Genomic DNA, 17,601 nt, shown 5'->3' on the forward strand with positions numbered 1-17,601 from the left:
CTGATTCAGGCGATAACTTGTACTATAATTAAGAAGCTTCAATTTTTCAGGTCCTGAGAAGAAAACAGGGCAGATGCTAAGCGTGTCTAAAAGTCACAATACTTATGAGAATTTGGACACAGTATTTATTTAAACAAAGTTCAGGAGGCTTATAATGAGTCGAATCAATGTTTTATTTATAGGATTCATGCTTTTCTCTTTATTTTTTGGCGCTGGCAATCTTATTTTCCCGCCTCTGTTAGGCTGGGAATCCGGGGACAATTTTGGGCCTGCGATTACTGGTTTTCTCATCACAGGTGTTCTTTTACCGTTTCTGGCCGTCATGGCTGTAGCACTGGAAGATAACGGTTTAATCTCCATGGGGAGCCGTGTGCACTATATTTTCGGCATCGTCTTTGCTATCATTATTTATCTTTCTATTGGTGCTTTTTATGGAATTCCCCGTGCTTCCAGCGTGGCTTATGAATTAGGTTTCCAGCAGATTTTTAAAATTGATGGCAGATGGGGCGTTTTTGTATTTTCACTGATATTTTTCACTATTACATATTTAATCAGTTTAAATCCTAAAAAAATTGTGAACCGCATCGGGCAATATCTGACACCCATTTTACTGCTTGTTTTAGCTGTGCTTGTCATCCAGTCTTTTATGACATTTGAGAACGTTTCCTCACCAGCTGCTGGAAAGTACGCATCGGCGCCTCTGGTTGCCGGAATCCTGGAAGGATATTTCACGATGGATGCGGTCGCAGCCCTGGCGTTCGGAATTGTCATCATCAATGCGCTGAAAGATAAAGGTGCAGCATCCAAAAAGGAACTCGTCAAGGGGACGCTTGTCTCTGCTCTTGTAGCCGGGACAGGTCTCGTTGCGGTTTACTTTTCTTTAGGCTGGATTGGCCGTGTGATCCCGGGAGAGACCAGCTTTCAAAACGGCGCTGAAATCTTAACCTCTGCATCAGGTATCTTATTTGTTACCAGCGGAAATATTTTGTTTGGTCTTATCGTCATGCTCGCATGTCTCACTACATGCGTCGGACTCATCAATGCCTGCTCAAGTTTTTTTAACGAAATTTATCCAAGGCTGTCTTATTCCCACTATGTTACTATTTTTGTCATCATTGGGTTACTGGTATCCAACTTAGGCTTAAATATGATTTTGCATGTGGCAGTGCCTTTATTGAGTTTCATCTATCCTATCGCCATTATTCTGATTATTCTCAGTTTGTTAGAGCATATTACCGGAAAGAGCAAAACAATGTTCCAGCTTGCGGTAGCTGTGACAGCTTTCTATGCACTGTACGAAGCATTGGTCAGCATCGGGTTTGAACTGGAATTCCTCACCGGCCTGTTAGATATCGCTCCCTTCTTTGAACAGGGACTCGGCTGGGTGCTTCCCGGCTTTCTTGCAGCCATGATCGGTTACGGAATAGATGCAATTAAGAACAAGCCTGTCGATAAATCCCGACAGAATGAGTAATTATAAAATCAGTTTGATTACAGTCAGCGCTTTACCTTTAAGCAGATAAAAAATAAGCCTGGCAATGACCAGACTCATCATCAGTCCAATATTAATTCGACGTCGGACTGGAAGCGTATTTCGCATATTTGGAATCTAAAGTATTCGCAAGTATGGCCGTTTCAAAGCCGAAGGCGCGCATGACTAAAAGATGGACTTTCGCCTGGGTCAGCGTATAGACAAACCACGGCAGGGTCGGTTCATATTCATGAATCGCGACCAGCACTTCGTTTGTATCAAGAATTCTTCTGAACTCCAGGCGCGCCCGTCCGTCTTTTCTTTCCTGAGAAAACCTGCCGCCTTTAATATAGTAGAGAATCCGGTCTTCATACGATCGTTCTTCCGAGCGTTCCAGTATCAGAATCGGATTGTTAAAGAAGGGCAGGGTAATGGATGTTTCAGCATTCTGGACCTGTGTGGTAATGAACTTACCGCCGATTCTCGACAGCCAGTTGACGTAATAGTCCGCTGTATCATCGATGGACCACTGTTCCGGTATGCGTATACGCTGGACGGATTTCACATCATTTTTTTCAAGATCTATTCTACTCACAAACTCCGGAGCAGACGGGGTATTCTGATCCATTTCACCGTCAAGCGCAATTTGAACACTTTCTTTAAAGGTTGTCGGCGCATTCGAAATCCCTTCGACATAATTCTTTTTGCTCATGACCATATTGTGCGACAGACTCTCCAGTAACGGATAGACCATTTCTTTTGGTTTCTGGGCAATCAGCCGTACCCATAACTTCGACAGGAAGATGGGTATAATCGGCAAATCCATCATCGGCAGTTTTTTACCTACAACTTCCGCTGTCTCCTGGAATAATTCTTTGTAAGTTTTCTCTTTTGGCCCGCCGATATCGATGGACTCATTTGCTTTCGGCTGACGTTTTACGACTTTCGATAAGCCTGTAATCACATCTTTTAAAGCAACCGGATGCGTCCGGTTATATGCCCATGCTGGCAATACTAAAGCGGGCAGCCGTTTAACGAGGTTATACAGTATCGGGAAAGATGACCCTTTTGGTCCGACAATGAGACCCGCTCTTAAAGTGGATACCGGAATCCCGTAGGAACCGAGAATTTTTTCGCACTCGAGCCGGCTGGATAAGTGTTCTGACAACTTATCGTCATCGGGTATAATCCCGCTTAAGTAGATAATCCGCTTCACACCTTTACGTTTCGCTGCCCATGCAAAATTATCTGCGAGGATGGCGTCCATATCCTTAAACTTCGCCTGGGAGAGTTTGGAAGACGGCTGCATAGAGTGGACTAAATATATCGCGATATCAATATCTTCCATAACATTTTCTATATCGATCTGAGAATATAAGTCCGCTTCTTTCCAGGTTACATTCTGTTCATCTTCTTTATTTTTTGTATTCCTTGAAATGGCAACAATCTCGTGATCATCTTTCAGACTCTCTAGTAAATTGCCGCCGATGTAGCCCGATGCCCCGGTTAACAAGATTTTCATCTTCTCACTCCTTAAACTTAATATCTTATACTTATACCCGTACTTATAAAAAACAGTCTTTATAGAGTGAAATGTGCAGCGGAATATAAACTGCTTTGTTTGTAAAATTGATGAATAGAAGGAGGAGTGATTATCAAGGGTTAAATACGATTTTACATAAAAGACTGTTATAATTACGGGTGCTACAGGTGATGTTGGAAAATCAACAGCAAAAGGATTTGGAGAAAGCGGTGCGAATGTTGTCATCGGTGATATTGATGAACGTGCAAAAGACACAGTGAAATTAATTGAAGATATTGGCGGCAAAGGCATTTTCGTTAAAGCCGACGTCACAAAGCCAAAGGATGTTCAAAACCTCTTTAAGACAGCAGTGGATACCTACGGCGGTTTAGATCATGCATTTAATAACGCAGGCGTCTTAAAAAAATCCTATAAATTTTCCGATATTCCTGTAGAGGATTACGATACAGTCATGGCTGTTGATGCTAAAGGTGTATTCTTAACGACTAAATATGAGATTGATTATATGAGAAAAAAGGCGGCGGTTCTATCGTCAACACGGCATCCGTTGCAGGAATGGTTGCAGACCCTGAGATGACGCCGTACATTGCAGCAAAACACGCAGTAATCGGTTTAACTAAATCAGCAGGATTTGACCATGCCAAAGAAGGCATTCGTGTTAATGCACTTGCTCCAGGTCTTACAGAAACAGAAATGACTCAAGCTTGGAAAGACGACCCGGAAAAATGGGCGCAAATGACAGGCGGCAACCCAATGAATACTGCAGCCCAGCCAGAAGATATTGCGGATATGGTTTTATTCTTATGCTCTGACTCAGCTAAATTTGCTAATGCACAGACATTCACTGTCGATGGCGGACAAACAGCACATTAATTGAATATAAGCCTCCGATTCAGAACACTGGATTGGAGGTCTTTTCGTATTTACTTGACGGGTAATTTCTGTAGTGATTAAATATGATAGAAAGACTATCAAAATATAATTTGTATTTATTATTGGGAATGAGGAGAGGGAGACATGGGAAGATTAACAGATAAGGTTGCTGTCATTACAGGAAGCGGTTCGGGCATCGGCAGACAAATTGCTTTAACTTACGCAAGAGAAGGCGCAAAAATTGTCGTTGCTGATTTTAATGAAGAGGGTATGGACCAGACCGTCAGCCAGCTGAAAGAAATGGGTGCTGAAGCCATTTGAATTAAGGTAGATGTGACCGTTGAAGATAATATCGCGTCAATGATTGATCAGACAGTCGAAGCCTTCGGGACAGTCGATGTTTTGGTAAACAATGCAGGAATTTCAGATAATATGCTCGCTGCAAGCAACGTTACCGATGATGTGTGGGAACGGGTTATGAATATCAACGTAACAAGTGTCATGCGGGCTACGCGTAAAGTACTGCCGATTTTCCAAGAGAAAGGTCAAGGAAATATTATTAATATGGCATCAATCTCCGGTTTAACAGGCTGCCGCGGGGGATTGGCTTATACTGCATCCAAACATGCGGTGATCGGTATGACAAAAAACGTCGCGTCACAATATGGACCGGACAACATCCGTTGCAACGCTATCAGACCTGCACATGTGCCTACACCGCTGACAACGAATATGTCGAACATCGACACCTTTGGTATGGAAGTCGCGACACGCGGTGTCAATATGATGACCAAGGCGGGCACTACAGAAGAAATCGCCAATATCGCGCTCTTTCCTGCGTCCGATGAATCCGCTTATATTAACGGCGTCACAATTGCAGCTGACTTTGGCTGGAGTGCATATTAATAGATAAATATAGTTTCACAAGCTATTGGGAATACTTCAGATGGCTTTTTTAAATAAGTTTATCGAACTATTTAACGGTATTACCGATTTAAAAAGAGTTGTCTCTCATATACTTTAAGTAATTTGCAGTGTATATTTTAAATTTTAACTTCCCCATACCTCAAAAGCATTAACTACTAATGAATCTTTAACTTTAGTTTCAACTGCTGATAGAATTTCTCCAATTTTCTGTGGTAATTCTTTAGAATTTGTCAGAGACGGTTGACAAGCTACTAATTTTCCACGAATAGGTATATTATCATTGAGGTATTGATTTAAATTATTTAAATCACCTTTTATGACTTCTGCGTAATTTTTTTTATTTCTATCTTTAATTTTTTTCTCTAAAACGTATGAATTCTTAATCCAATTAATAGATTTGATACACTGACCGACTACCTCATAAATATCTCCGGCATTATTATTTTTACTAGTAAGAGAAGAAGCGCTTTTAACATGTACTAATTGGACTTCTATTAGCTTTTCATTTTTCTTTAAAGTAATATAGTCAGCCATTTCACCGGTACCATGATCATAAAATATATAATCATAGTTTGTACTATAATCTTTAAGGTATAACTCTAATGCCTCATGTATAGAAAGTAGGTTGGTATTTCGTTTGTCTTTTTTAGAGTAGAATTCTTTCCTAATATTTGTTTTGTAGCTTTCCCAATCTATTGGGATTATATGTTTTTTATCATAGGGTGTGATATCTTTATATCCCTGTGTTATTTGTTCCTGACTAATCATCTTTAAATTACTTGTGTAAAAAATTAATGGAAATTCATTTAGATAGTCTGCTAAAGATAAATTTTGGTGAGCAACTTTTACTTTTATATTATCTGAATCCCTCAGAGAAGAATAAGAACCTTCTAAATCAATGGAAATTACACTTTTTAAGTTTTCAAATTCAGCTAAGATTTCTAATTGTTCAGTATGTACTTTGAAAATGCTGAAGGATATATCAGTAATATTATACCCAGGGTATGAAGAGAGAGTATGATTTCTTTCATATGTTTTTTGATTTAGTTTACACATAAAAATGCTCTCAGGATATTCAGGGAGAGGCAAATAGTCATAAGAAGTTTCAGTTAAAAAATCTTTATCTAAAGAAAGCTTTTTAGAATTTTTAGAAAACCAATCGACCAATTCTTTTATCCCGCCATAAGTATTAGACCAAATTTTTGATGACGAACTGTAACCAATAGTTTCACTAAACTCTTTTTCTTTGACCTTACAAAATACATGTCCTGGTGAATAGAGCTCTCCAGTGGTGGCATTGAAGGTCGTGCTAACATCGGATCCACTACTAATTTTGTAAGACTCGCCATCACCTTTATTATTAGCTAGTCCTGCATTAAAAAATTCGAAGTTATTATATCCTGAAAGTACTTTATGAATCTCTTTTAATTTAAGTTTTTTGCAACGTTTTCACCACAAAATTGGTTGCACATATACTTATATAATTGTTCGCTTTTAAGGCTAGAATTAATATATAAAGTTGTGCTGCTCATCGTATTGTGCAATTATACACTCATAATTAGAGTTGAAAATATTTGAATCATTATTTGTCCACCTTGGTTTTTCGTGTTTCTGAAAGATGAGAACGCTCGTATTTATATCACGATAAATATAACTTTTAAATAGGTTGTAACCAGATATTTCTATACTCGCCTCAATATTAAAATATGGAGTTCTAAAAACTTTTGCATGATAGTTTAAGTTTATGGAATAAAGATTAAACTCGTTTTCTAAATTATCGTTGAGTTCGAAGGCTTCTATAAATTGTTGATTTGATACTTCCTCTTCAATTCTCTTCTCTGATAAATTGACTATAATATTATTCCACACAGCATCTTCTCTATATAAGTTGATATTCTCAATTAATAATTCTTCATTATTAACTGCTATAAACTTAGCGGATCCTAGTTTTTCATCTGATATCCTTGTAAATCGTCCTATAAACTGCAACGTAGAGGCTAGAGAACGATGAGGCTGATGTATTACTGCTATTTTAAGGTTAGGGAAATCAAAACCTTCAGCCATCATATCTACGCATATCACACCATCTAAGTCTTTCTTCAACAGTTTTTGAATAATACTTTGAACATGTCGTCTTGACTTTGAACTATCAACTACCTCAAGGGAAAGATTTGTATGAGTATCATAAATATTTTTGAGTAACTTAGCATCTTCTTTAGATTTGTACGTATCATAATCGAGTTTCTGTATCCTTGCTCTTTGTCACGAATAAAAATTTCTTCAGCAGTTTTAGCTAAATTCTCATCATTATTTCCACTGTGTTCTTCTACCGCGATATATTCTACTTTACTGTAAATATTATCTTTATAAGCTAGAGATAATGGATAATCATATATGTAATCGGCTTGGATTTTTTTATTATCTCTTCTGAATGGGGTAGCTGTAAAAAGTAGGTGTTTACTAAAATTCATATTTTCAAGTACCGCTTTCCATGTTTTAGCAGGTTCATGATGAGCTTCGTCTATTATTATAAGATCAAATTGGTCTCTAATTTGATGCTCAGATAATGTTAGTGCGCATATAGGTGTAGCTATAGTCACATTACAATTTTTTATATCAGATATCATACTGTCTTTAAATTTTGAAGACATTTCAAATATTTTCGGTTTAACCATTTTTTTTGGAAAAGCACCAATTTTATTTAAAGTTTTTAGTACCTTAAAATCATTCGCCATTTGTGATCTTACTAAATAATAGCACCTTTTTGAGCATTTCTAAGCATAACTTTTTCATCAAAAAAGTTAATCTGTTGATAATGTGATTTAAAATAGTTATTCATTACCTAAAACCTCTCTCATAATAGCGTTAATGTAATTTTAATAATAAATTATAAATATTTAAAATTTTTGAATTAATTTACAAAATATGATAATTTTGAAGTTGATATAATTTCTCTCAGTTGTGTTTTATATTTGTAGGTGTTGTCTCATTATTATGTAGAAAAGAATGATTAAGAAATTTATCAATAAAATAGGAGAGTGATTTAATGGAGGTTCATATTTCAGAACACGATCAAAGTCAAATAAACTTCATGGATTTTTCGACTTTAAACGATCATACTTGGGATTTAGATTATCTAAATGCATGCGTTTATTATCATCAACTTAAAGATTCTGTTAGATTGTCTGAAAATAATTTTGCCGTAGAGTTACTTGATACTAATATTACTAATATATTTAATGATATTGCTAGAGAGATTAATTCTATAGTAAATATAAGAGAGTCACCTATAAAGTTCTTGGGACAAGATGTTATACAATTAGTTGATAACAACTTTGTTACAAATCCCTACACTAATAATAATGGAGAAGTGCGATATCTTGCAGATGCTGCTTCGCCAGAATTTAAAGGGTTTTTAAGTGGTGCATATGGTGAAGCAATTGTACAGTACCTATTTAATCAGTTTAAAAGTAATGGTAGCTATTCGATAGCAAAGCTTGAGAGAAAAAGAATTAAAACCCCAGATTTTATTATATTTGAAAACAGTAGTAATACACCTCATTCATTTTGGGAAGCAAAAGGTACTGTTAGCCATTTGCCAAGTGCTGATAAATTAAAAGAAGAAAAAGACAATCCTCAAAAACAGATTCAATCTATTTTAACTTTTTTACAAGCTGAAGGATTCCAATTTAATAACAATGGCGTTTTTTCTAAGGTTCATGTACCAGTTTCACAAAATAATAGGTTAAGAACTCGAATAGTTGACCCAGAAATAGCGTATGCCTTTAATTTACCTAATGTACTGTTAGAAGATTATATTTTATTGGGTACTTACAAAGATTATCCAGTTGACAAACTTAAAGAAAATTATTTGGCTTTTAAAAAGCAAGATAAATATCAACAAAGCCAATTAGATAGAGAACGGAAAAATTTATATGATAAGTATTCATTTTTAATTAAGGATAAATCTACAAATAACAAAAAAGATTATGAAAAATATTTAGAAGAAATAAAATCATCAGTTGAATATAAAGACATTCTCAAGGAGCAAGATCAGTATATTGAGTCGCTCTTACCAATTATTGGTGAGCCTACAGTGGGTAAGTTCTATAATAAAGTTAATAAAATGGAAGAGGACTTGATTATTCAAATAGCTCAAAGTTTAAGAGAGAATAAAGATTGATTTATTACATTATTTATTTTAACCATAAGTAACCCGATATACTCTAGAATTTAACTAGTTCCGATGATACGTAGTAATAAAAAACCCCTAATCTATGGATATTGGGGGTTTTTATAGTGTATTGGAAGTCATCCAGTTAATTTTCATCATCTTATCATTTCTAATATAATTGTAGTAATATTGTGACAACTACTATTCTATCCAAAAGGGGAACTGACATGACATTTGAAAAGATGGATGATTTTATTCGGCAGCACTGTGACGATCACCTGGACCAGCTGTTTAACTTACTCAAGATTAAAAGTATCAGCGCCGACACTGATGAGATTAGAAATTGCGCCAATGTATTAAAGGTCGACATGGAAAGTCTTGGTATTCATACTGAGATTATCGAAACGGCCGGCAATCCGGTCGTTTACGGTGAAATTCTAAACGATAAAAACCGCTTCACCTTGCTGATCTACGGCCACTACGACGTCCAGGCTGCAGAACCGCTTGAGCTCTGGGATTCGAATCCTTTCGAACCTGAAATTAGAGACGGCAGAATATATGCACGGGGTGTCGGGGATAACAAAGGTCAGCTGATGGCTCAATTGCTCGGACTGAAGACCTATCAGGCGCTCTACGGCGAGCTTCCCATTAACGTGAAGTTTATCTTCGAAGGTGAAGAAGAACTCGGCAGTGTGCATCTGGCGGAGTTTGTGGAGAATCACAAGAAACTGCTTGAAGCGGATTTAGTCTATACGTCGGATGGTTCATCCCACAACAGCGGTAATCCTTTAATTCTGCTCGGTGTCAGAGGAGTGCTGACGCTTGAAATGACGGCGAAAGGTGCGGATTTTGATAACCATTCCGGCAATACGGGCAATATCGTGCCGAATCCTGCGTGGAAGATGGTTGAGCTTCTGAACACTATGCGTGATGATAACGGCAAGGTGCTGGTGGATGGTTTTTACGATCATATACGCGAGCCGAGCGATAAAGAAATCGAACTCCTGAAGCAGCTGCCTTACGACCAGGCAGATATAGCAGAAAAAATCGGCTATAAAGATTTGGATATGGACGGGGCGTCCTACTACCATAAGCTGACCATGGAACCGACTTTTAATATTGCGGGCATAGAGAGCGGTTACACAGGTAAACATGCAAAAACAATTATTCCCGCGAGTGCGACTGTCAATATGGATATCCGGCTGGTGGCGGACCAGGACCCGGAATACGTATTTGAGAAAATTGAAGATCACGTGAAGAAAGTAAATCCAGACGTGGTTGTGACTTATAAAGGCGCCATGCGTCCGTCCAGAACACCGGCGGAACTTGAGATTGTTCAGGTAGTGACGGATGCTGTGGGTCACGCCTACGGCAAAGTACCTTTAGTCCAGCCGAGCATGCCGGGCTCACTCCCGGACTATGTGTGGACAGAAATATTAAACACGCCATCCATCATTATGCCGTACGCCAACTTCGACCAGCACAACCATTCACCCAATGAAAATTTGAAAGTAGAAAACTTTTTGAATGGGATTAAATGCACGTGTAATTTGGTGAAAGAGTTGGGAGAATGGTCTAGGGAGTAAATTAAAATAAAGTGATATTTTCGAGATATTTAGAATATAATATTAGGTTTTGACAACTACTATAGAATCATGGGAAATAGGGCGTTCTACCCCTAATGGATCTGCTACCAGATTAATGCAGCTGATGGAAAAGAACCCGCCGCTCAAAAAATCTCTCAAGAAAGCGATTGAAAAAGAGAAATCAGATGAAAATGATAAACATTTAGTTGATAGAAATAATTTAAAAAGAAACGGCTGAATTTTTGTATTTGTACAATGTCTGATGATATAATTAACTCACAAAAAGGAAATCCATTGCTTTCACCGAAGCCCTAATCTATGGTCGTAGATTGGGGCTTCATTTTATATTTTAAACAATAAGATTGTCTCAAACTGGCAATTAGATTCACATTATGCTAAATTAAAGGTAACAAAAATAGTACACATTACTTCACCAAACCCCCAAGTGCTGGGCTGAGCGCTTGGGGGTTTTTTGGTGTTTTATCGCCTATTCTTTTCTTTGCTGTTCAAGCCAGTACCTAAACAGCTGCACGATGCACCCGACGATAATCGGGCCAACGAGATATACAAAAATAGTACACATAATACTCCACCTCCTCCCGGTCAATATTTCGCCCGGGATGGATAGGCGATATTTCAATTATACCAAAAATAGAACATTCGTTCGATTTATTTAGAAATTTTAAAATATAACTCCGCTATTTTTCGCACTTATATGCTAATATAGAACATATGTTCTATATAGGGGTGATATTCATGTATGACTACAGTGTTTGTCCGCACTACGATATTCTGTGCATTGATTTAAAGAGTTTCTTTGCCAGTGTGTCATGCAGGCTGAAGGGTCTGGATCCGAAGACAACCAAGCTCGCTGTGGTAGGGGACACAAAGAGTATCGGTTCCGTCGTGCTGGCAGCAACGCCCGAGTTAAAAAAGCTCGGTATTAAAACAGGGTCGCGGCTGTTTGAGATTCCTGCGCGCAGCGATATTTACATTATCAATCCTTCCATGAAAATCTATTTGGATTACTCCATGCGTATTACGGAAATTGCACTCAAATACGTCGCACCTGAAGATTTCCATCAGTACTCCGTCGATGAGTTCTTTATGGATGTCACACACAGCTACAAACTGTTTGCCGCTTCACCAAGGGAGCTTGCCAAAAAGATAAAGGACGAAATCTATGAAACGACCTTAATCGAATGTGCGGTCGGAATTGGTGACAATCTGCTGCTCAGCAAGGTTGCACTGGATCTTGAAGCCAAGCATATGCCGGACGGGATTACCGAATGGCGCTATGCCCATGTCAGGGAGAAGATGTGGCATATTAAGCCTTTGAGCAAGTTTTGGGGCATTAACAAGAAGAGTGAGAAGAAACTCAACCAGCGGGGGATTTTTGATATCGGTGATTTAGCCAACTATCCGCACGAGCACTTGAAGCGGGACTTCGGCATTATCGGAGTCGACTGGCACCTGCATGCCAACGGTATTGATTTCAGCAAAATCAGCGAAAAGCATAAAGTACATTCGCCTTCGATTGCAAAGAGCCAGATTCTCATGCGCGACTATAAATTCAGTGAAACGTATGTCGTGCTGTTTGAACATGTCGATGAGGTGACACACCGGCTGCGGCTCATGAAGCAGCTCGTGCGTACCGTCCAGTTTTCCGTCGGCACAAAAGACGGTCATATATACCGCAAGCAGTTTACGATTAAAGAAGGCACGAACAGCGAGGACATCATTATTAAACACGTCTGGCAGCATTTAAAACAAATCGCAGACCCGTATGCGCTGTACCGGACCATCAGTGTCACGTTAACGAACTTTATCCCCGACAGCCAGAAACAGGTTTCACTGTTCCAGGACGTCGATAAGATGCTGAAGGAAGAAGCATTGATGAAGACGATCGATGCGCTGAAAGTGAAATACGGACAGCTCAGTGTTATGCGGGCAATCAGCTGCACGGAAGCCTCTACACTGAAGCTCCGGGAAGGTTTAATCGCGGGACATAAAAGGTAGATTACAGGTGAGGAGTGATATGATGCGGATATTAGTGCTCGGTTTATCAATACTGAACTTAATCTATCTGATTACGACAATCGCCGCCAATGAAGCGGGCAATATTTACCTGTCGCCGATCGGTCTGCCGTATTATATTGCCATCGGTCTCGCGATTTTAAGTGTGGTCATCCTCTTAATTACGAAAACCGGCGAAGGCAGAGCGAAGAAATTGAGTTTGTCTGCAATACTGGTTAACGTCGTAGGAATCTTTTTAGTGAGTATATTGTTTATGTAGGTAGGGGAAGCGTCCGGTGCACATCAGAAAGTCAGGAGTTTTTTATTTAGTGTCCATGTATTATTAGAAAATCGATTATATGCTATCAAAAACTATAATGAAATGTCAGCAGAGAAATGGGAAGAGTATAGAGAACACCCTATTTATAAATTATTTGAAAAAGTTGTTTATCTTAAGAAAATAGTGAATGTCAAAGTCAATTTAATTTGTGAATGAACTCTTTAAGCGTGCTTCATCCGGTATGACTTATCTATGATTCTATAACACTTAACATGGTGGGGTTGGGACAAAAGCCCTGAAAAATAAGAGAAATGGGTTGGAAATCTTAATTTTAAGATTTCCAACTCGTTTTTTGTTGATTTGAGTATAGAAAGTACAGATTGCGCCACGAGTTTTCTAAGGTTTACTGCCATTAAGGTAATGCCAAACTCGTTACGAACCTGATTATTCCCACGAACAGACATCCCAGTGAACCCCAAATTCGCCTTCAAATTCCTAAAAGTCGTTTCGACATCGATTTTACGTTACGCATAGCGTTGTCGACCTTCTGGGCTTTAAAATACTCCAAGTTCATATTTTTTTGAATCTGTGTCGGTTGGTCTGGTGAAGATGTTTTACACAACGCCATCAACAGACAATCCTGACAATCTTCATATATTTTAAACACACGCTGGTATCTTGTCGACGTGAGTCGTTTTTTTAAAAAAAAGGTAACCGCCGGTTGTTTGGGTAAACGTAATAATCATCAATGCCATTATATTCCTAATGATTCGGATGCATCTCATCACCTTCATATTTCTTTTTTTGTTCCTTGTGGTAAGTGTTGTAAGGAATCAATGCCTGACGCTCATATTTGTCAGCGATACATTCATAGTTGGACTCACTTTTGTAACCGGCATCGGGGACAATGTATTCCGGTAAGTGCTGAAATATGTGCTGCATTGTATGCAAAAACAGATTGAGGATGCAGGTATCGGTCGTGTTCCAATAAATATCGTAATCCAACACAAACTGATTATTCGTCGCAATTTGTAAGTTATATCTGGGTTTTAGTTGGCAGTTCTGCATATAATCATCTTTTATGCGCATGAATGTTGCGTCGGTGTCGGTTTTGGAATAGCTGTTGCGGTCTCTCATCAGTACCAGCTGGGTTTGATACCATCATTCATAAATTTCCTGACTCCTTCGCGTACGTCTTTTCTCATAGATATCCTCCTTCAATGTCATAAGAAAAGCATACAAAAAATGTAGGCAAACCAAGAATTCTAAATTGCCGATTTCCTAAAGGCAAAGATTTTACTCGCAAATATTCAATATCATTCTGCTCAGCTTCATATTGAATAACAATTGGCGAAGATTATCTCCGATTAAAGTAACAGCGGTGGTTTCAAGAGTGCGATGGTTGGTATGTTCATGTACCTCCCAACGCATTACAAACCGTAAAAGGAGGTAATACCTGCTTGTTTCCGATTAGTTAACCATATTATATTGCCGTTGAACTTGCAATGTTAAACGTAATTATACTCTAAATAACACAAGCTGGAGAAGCAATAAAGAAGAAACTCAGCTGTTGTCAATACTGGATAATGTGGTAGGGGTATTTTTAGTGAGTACATTGTTTATGCAGTATAGATGAAGCGCCCGATGAATAGGCTGATCACTGTTTTTATACATATTCAAATGATTAATTGAGAAAGTGTAATTAGAGCTTGTTTTAAATATGCCTCGAGTATACTCTTAGAGTATAAAATTATTGTAAATTTTTAAAATGTTATTAATTAGTTATAAAAAAAGATTTATTATGTACTGTATAATTAAAGTATTTACTATTTTAGATAAAGGGGTTTTTGAAGTGAAGTTTTTTCAAAAGAAGGTAAATCAAATACCTACTACTAACTCTCCAAGTGGTATTTATTTGGTTAGAGATAATTGGAATGATTATTGGAAGTATCAAACTATGTTTGATTTTTATTACGTAGAAAAAGATGAAGTTTTTAAACATATAGGAAAAATTAAAATAGGTAGGAAAGGGTTATCAATAGCAAATATAGAAGAGGGACAGTCTGGACACAAAATGTTAGAACTTCCAGACACATTTGAACAACTCTCGGATGAATATTTTTCCTTGGGGCAAGATGTTTCATATTATGAAAATCTTAAAAAAGTTATAAATAATTTTGAAGTTTTGAAAGAATTATTGAAGAAAATTAAAGATATGGCGTTAGACTTTGACATTTATGAGCAAAATCAACATGAAGATTCCATGAGAAATTCAATAACTAGAGATTTTTCTACGCTGACTATCAGAGGTCAGTTTAATAGGGTTATAACTGGTCAAGCAAAATTAACTAAATACAAATTTGGATACAATATTGAAAATGCAGATGAAACTCTTGACTTTAGAGTAACCCCTAATACATTTCCCCCATCAAATGTCCAAGTTTTAATAGGCAGGAATGGAGTAGGAAAAAGTTATTTACTACAATCTATGATTAAAAGTATTGTGAGAAATGAAAATGATAAAAGTTATTTTGTTAGCGAAGATGAACAATCTATCGATAATATGTTTGCCAGTTTGATTGGAGTTTCTTTTGGCTCATTTGATGATCAATTACCTTCCAGTGATAAATTAAGTAATAATATAAACTATCATTATGTAGGTTTGCAAGATACTTCAGATAAGGCATCGGAAAGTGAAGATGATGCTAAAAAAAATACATCGAATAATTCAGTGGAAAAAGTAGAGGATAGACTAAATGCATTGGCGACATATTTCTATGAAAGTTTAGAAAATATAAGTGCAAATACTGATAAGGTAGAACAATGGTATAGAGCTCTCTCTACTTTAGAGCGTGATTCGGTGTTTAGAGAGTTAGAAATAAAAGAATTATTAAGAAAAACGGATAATAGAAATTATCCAATACAGAAAGAATATATAATACAATTTTACAAGAAGAATTTAAGTGCAGGTCATAAGATTGTCTTGCTAATTATTACTAAATTAACTGAATTAGTAGAAGAAAAATCTTTGGTTTTAATTGATGAACCAGAAAATCATTTACATCCACCACTTTTATCTCTTTTAATAAGAGCTATATCTGATTTACTTACATATAGAAATGGAGTAGCAATAATAGTAACGCATTCTCCGATAATAGTACAAGAAGTTCCTAAGGATTGTACATGGATTTTAACTAGAAATGGGAAATACCTTAGTTTCGATAGACCAATAATAGAGACATTTGGCGAGAATACAGGAATATTGAACCGAGAAATATTCAGGATGGAGCTTACAGATTCGTCTTACTATGATTTAGTTAAAAAAATGGTTTTAAAGAAAGACAGTGTTGAAGAAGTGTTTGAAGAATTTGATAATCAATTAGGTTCTGAAGCGAGAGCAATGGTCAGAACTCTAATGTATCAAAAGAAAAAAAGCGAGGATAAGACATGAGTAATACAAGGTTAAATATACCTGAAATAAATTTTGATGAAATGTTTAAAAGTTGTACGGAAAATGTTAAAACTACTGAAGAGAGGAACAGAATTCGTCTTGAGGGTTACTTAGATATCTTACAAAGAAACAATAAAACGTATGTTAGTAACATGCAAGAGACAAAGAGATTTAGTGAATGTTTCCCTTATAAAAAAGATTCTATGGAATACTCTACTTTTAAAAAAGATATGAATTGGCTTTATGAAAAAAAGTTTTCAAATAAACTTCATAATGAAAGGAAATACTATGATTTGATCAATAAAAACGTAAAAAATAAAAGATGTCCATATTGTCTTCACTCGGATATAGATGAAATAGATCATTACTTACCTAAAAGTAAATATCCATCACTTGCTTTGACAACTGAAAATTTAGTTCCTGCATGTCATAAGTGTAATAATAAAAAATTAGAGAAAATAAGATTATTTCCCCATCCTTATTTTGATAATGTAGATATGTATACCTTTATTCAATGTAAGATAAATTTTACAAACACTACATGTGATTTGATTTTAGATTATGAAATAGATGAATCTGCGGTACCTTCTACATTATATATTAAAATTAAGAACTTTGTAGATATCACTGAGAGGTTACATGACTATAGTGTTCATGCAGCAAGTGAATTTAATATTAAAAAAAGAAGTTTAATTAGAAATTTAAAATCTGGTAAAGAGTCCCTTATAGATGAAATTCAAGATGCATTAATTGGACATGAATTAGAATTAGGAAAAAATTGTTGGCAAGCTGCTTTTTATAGAAGTTTATTGAAAAATATAGATAAACTAATCAAGTATTTAGAAGTTATACAAATGGAAGAAAATATACTTAAATAATGAAAAATATTATATAAATACTGATGTCGCAGCTATTTTATATAGGCTGCGTCATTTATTTATCTTGAATTGATAGAGCTAAGTATATAAAAAGCTGAATTAGAGATTTTATTATCTTGAAAAAAATAAATCCAAAATTATTAGAAAGCAATTATAGTGATATTTAAGTAATTTTAAAATCAAAGCTAATATTTAAAGCAATATTTGCTGTTTTCCAATGTGGCGATTCACTTAGATACGCTAACCGAAGAAATTCAAGACAAGAAATTCAAATTGTCGACAATACTGATTAACATAGTAGGAATCTTTTCAGTCAACATGTTATTTATGTACATTATTCAAATTGAAAAATGTAAAAGTTATTCAGCAGTTCTTCCAACCAAGGCTGTATAGGTTCTCGAT

Annotated in this window: 15 protein-coding genes and 2 pseudogenes; 10 read left to right on the forward strand and 7 right to left on the reverse strand. The window is 36.5% G+C overall.

The window, feature by feature from the left end:
• Window positions 1-154: 154 nt before the first annotated feature.
• Window positions 155-1,474 (forward strand): branched-chain amino acid transport system II carrier protein, encoded by a 1,320-nt coding sequence (brnQ, locus tag IEU81_RS01585; RefSeq protein ID WP_186089990.1) that lies wholly within the window; start codon window positions 155-157, stop codon window positions 1,472-1,474.
• A 91-nt stretch (window positions 1,475-1,565) separates the two neighbouring features.
• Here the strand turns inward: brnQ and IEU81_RS01590 are convergent, their stop codons facing one another.
• Window positions 1,566-2,993, reverse strand: coding sequence for an NAD(P)H-binding protein (locus IEU81_RS01590; protein WP_186089992.1), 1,428 nt, complete (start codon window positions 2,991-2,993; stop codon window positions 1,566-1,568).
• 172 nt (window positions 2,994-3,165) lie between these two features.
• On the opposite strand from IEU81_RS01590, the pseudogene IEU81_RS01595 reads away from it, so the two are divergent.
• Both IEU81_RS01595 and IEU81_RS01600 read left to right on the forward strand, forming a co-directional pair.
• Window positions 3,166-3,887 (forward strand): annotated as a pseudogene (locus tag IEU81_RS01595) (SDR family NAD(P)-dependent oxidoreductase).
• Window positions 3,888-4,031: 144 nt separating this feature from the next.
• Window positions 4,032-4,793: pseudogene (locus IEU81_RS01600) on the forward strand (glucose 1-dehydrogenase).
• A 144-nt stretch (window positions 4,794-4,937) separates the two neighbouring features.
• On the opposite strand, the gene IEU81_RS01605 reads toward IEU81_RS01600, so the two are convergent.
• The 3 genes from IEU81_RS01605 to IEU81_RS01615 all read right to left on the reverse strand — a co-directional run bounded on the left by IEU81_RS01605 (window position 4,938) and on the right by IEU81_RS01615 (window position 7,549).
• The gene (locus tag IEU81_RS01605; RefSeq protein ID WP_186089993.1) at window positions 4,938-5,981 is read right to left on the reverse strand and encodes a hypothetical protein; all 1,044 of its coding nucleotides are present in this window, start codon (window positions 5,979-5,981) and stop codon (window positions 4,938-4,940) included.
• 339 nt (window positions 5,982-6,320) lie between these two features.
• Window positions 6,321-7,064, reverse strand: a complete 744-nt coding sequence (locus IEU81_RS01610; protein WP_186090775.1) for a helicase-related protein — start codon at window positions 7,062-7,064, stop codon at window positions 6,321-6,323.
• Window positions 6,968-7,549 carry a DEAD/DEAH box helicase gene (locus tag IEU81_RS01615; RefSeq protein WP_186089995.1) on the reverse strand — a complete coding sequence of 194 codons (582 nt, stop codon included), beginning with the start codon at window positions 7,547-7,549 and terminating at the stop codon, window positions 6,968-6,970. Before IEU81_RS01615 ends, IEU81_RS01610 begins: the two co-directional genes overlap by 97 nt.
• A gap of 311 nt (window positions 7,550-7,860) precedes the next feature.
• Here IEU81_RS01615 and IEU81_RS01620 point away from each other — a divergent pair, with 311 nt between their 5' ends.
• The 3 genes from IEU81_RS01620 (at window position 7,861) to IEU81_RS01630 (ending at window position 10,812) form a co-directional block, all read left to right on the forward strand.
• Window positions 7,861-8,997, forward strand: coding sequence for a hypothetical protein (locus IEU81_RS01620; protein WP_186089997.1), 1,137 nt, complete (start codon window positions 7,861-7,863; stop codon window positions 8,995-8,997).
• A 218-nt stretch (window positions 8,998-9,215) separates the two neighbouring features.
• Window positions 9,216-10,574: a M20/M25/M40 family metallo-hydrolase gene (locus tag IEU81_RS01625; protein ID WP_186089999.1), complete on the forward strand. Its 1,359-nt coding sequence runs from the start codon at window positions 9,216-9,218 to the stop codon at window positions 10,572-10,574.
• A gap of 49 nt (window positions 10,575-10,623) precedes the next feature.
• Entirely contained in the window at window positions 10,624-10,812 is a 189-nt protein-coding gene (locus tag IEU81_RS01630; RefSeq protein ID WP_186090000.1) for a helix-turn-helix domain-containing protein, read from the forward strand.
• A gap of 249 nt (window positions 10,813-11,061) precedes the next feature.
• Here the strand turns inward: IEU81_RS01630 and IEU81_RS01635 are convergent, their stop codons facing one another.
• Window positions 11,062-11,157 (reverse strand): type I toxin-antitoxin system Fst family toxin, encoded by a 96-nt coding sequence (locus IEU81_RS01635; RefSeq protein ID WP_156897220.1) that lies wholly within the window; start codon window positions 11,155-11,157, stop codon window positions 11,062-11,064.
• A 173-nt stretch (window positions 11,158-11,330) separates the two neighbouring features.
• Between IEU81_RS01635 and IEU81_RS01640 the strand changes: the two genes are divergently transcribed.
• Window positions 11,331-12,593: a Y-family DNA polymerase gene (locus tag IEU81_RS01640; protein WP_186090002.1), complete on the forward strand. Its 1,263-nt coding sequence runs from the start codon at window positions 11,331-11,333 to the stop codon at window positions 12,591-12,593.
• Window positions 12,594-12,612: 19 nt separating this feature from the next.
• The gene (locus IEU81_RS01645) at window positions 12,613-12,870 is read left to right on the forward strand and encodes a hypothetical protein (RefSeq protein ID WP_186090003.1); all 258 of its coding nucleotides are present in this window, start codon (window positions 12,613-12,615) and stop codon (window positions 12,868-12,870) included.
• A 221-nt stretch (window positions 12,871-13,091) separates the two neighbouring features.
• Here the strand turns inward: IEU81_RS01645 and IEU81_RS11080 are convergent, their stop codons facing one another.
• A complete protein-coding gene (locus IEU81_RS11080) occupies window positions 13,092-13,388 on the reverse strand; it encodes a transposase (protein WP_308807831.1) in 297 nt (98 codons plus the stop codon).
• A gap of 244 nt (window positions 13,389-13,632) precedes the next feature.
• Window positions 13,633-14,007: a transposase gene (locus tag IEU81_RS01655; protein WP_186090005.1), complete on the reverse strand. Its 375-nt coding sequence runs from the start codon at window positions 14,005-14,007 to the stop codon at window positions 13,633-13,635.
• A 715-nt stretch (window positions 14,008-14,722) separates the two neighbouring features.
• On the opposite strand from IEU81_RS01655, the gene IEU81_RS01660 reads away from it, so the two are divergent.
• Together IEU81_RS01660 and IEU81_RS01665 are read left to right on the forward strand one after the other, a co-directional pair.
• The gene (locus tag IEU81_RS01660) at window positions 14,723-16,321 is read left to right on the forward strand and encodes an AAA family ATPase (RefSeq protein ID WP_186090007.1); all 1,599 of its coding nucleotides are present in this window, start codon (window positions 14,723-14,725) and stop codon (window positions 16,319-16,321) included.
• Window positions 16,318-17,199, forward strand: a complete 882-nt coding sequence (locus IEU81_RS01665) for an HNH endonuclease (protein WP_186090008.1) — start codon at window positions 16,318-16,320, stop codon at window positions 17,197-17,199. Before IEU81_RS01660 ends, IEU81_RS01665 begins: the two co-directional genes overlap by 4 nt.
• Window positions 17,200-17,601 lie beyond the last annotated feature (402 nt).

Source organism: Jeotgalicoccus aerolatus, assembly GCF_014635205.1.
Taxonomy (GTDB): domain Bacteria; phylum Bacillota; class Bacilli; order Staphylococcales; family Salinicoccaceae; genus Jeotgalicoccus; species Jeotgalicoccus aerolatus.

Excerpts from the sequence above, each read along its gene's own strand:
- IEU81_RS01645 (WP_186090003.1), top strand. The coding sequence starts at position 12,613 with ATGATGCGGATATTAGTGCTCGGTTTATCAATACTGAACTTAATCTAT.
- IEU81_RS01655 (WP_186090005.1), bottom strand. The coding sequence starts at position 14,007 with ATGAGAGACCGCAACAGCTATTCCAAAACCGACACCGACGCAACATTC.
- IEU81_RS01640 (WP_186090002.1), top strand. The coding sequence starts at position 11,331 with ATGTATGACTACAGTGTTTGTCCGCACTACGATATTCTGTGCATTGAT.
- IEU81_RS01625 (WP_186089999.1), top strand. The coding sequence starts at position 9,216 with ATGACATTTGAAAAGATGGATGATTTTATTCGGCAGCACTGTGACGAT.
- IEU81_RS01635 (WP_156897220.1), bottom strand. The coding sequence starts at position 11,157 with ATGTGTACTATTTTTGTATATCTCGTTGGCCCGATTATCGTCGGGTGC.
- IEU81_RS01620 (WP_186089997.1), top strand. The coding sequence starts at position 7,861 with ATGGAGGTTCATATTTCAGAACACGATCAAAGTCAAATAAACTTCATG.
- brnQ (WP_186089990.1), top strand. The coding sequence starts at position 155 with ATGAGTCGAATCAATGTTTTATTTATAGGATTCATGCTTTTCTCTTTA.
- IEU81_RS01590 (WP_186089992.1), bottom strand. The coding sequence starts at position 2,993 with ATGAAAATCTTGTTAACCGGGGCATCGGGCTACATCGGCGGCAATTTA.
- IEU81_RS01665 (WP_186090008.1), top strand. The coding sequence starts at position 16,318 with ATGAGTAATACAAGGTTAAATATACCTGAAATAAATTTTGATGAAATG.
- IEU81_RS01615 (WP_186089995.1), bottom strand. The coding sequence starts at position 7,549 with ATGGCGAATGATTTTAAGGTACTAAAAACTTTAAATAAAATTGGTGCT.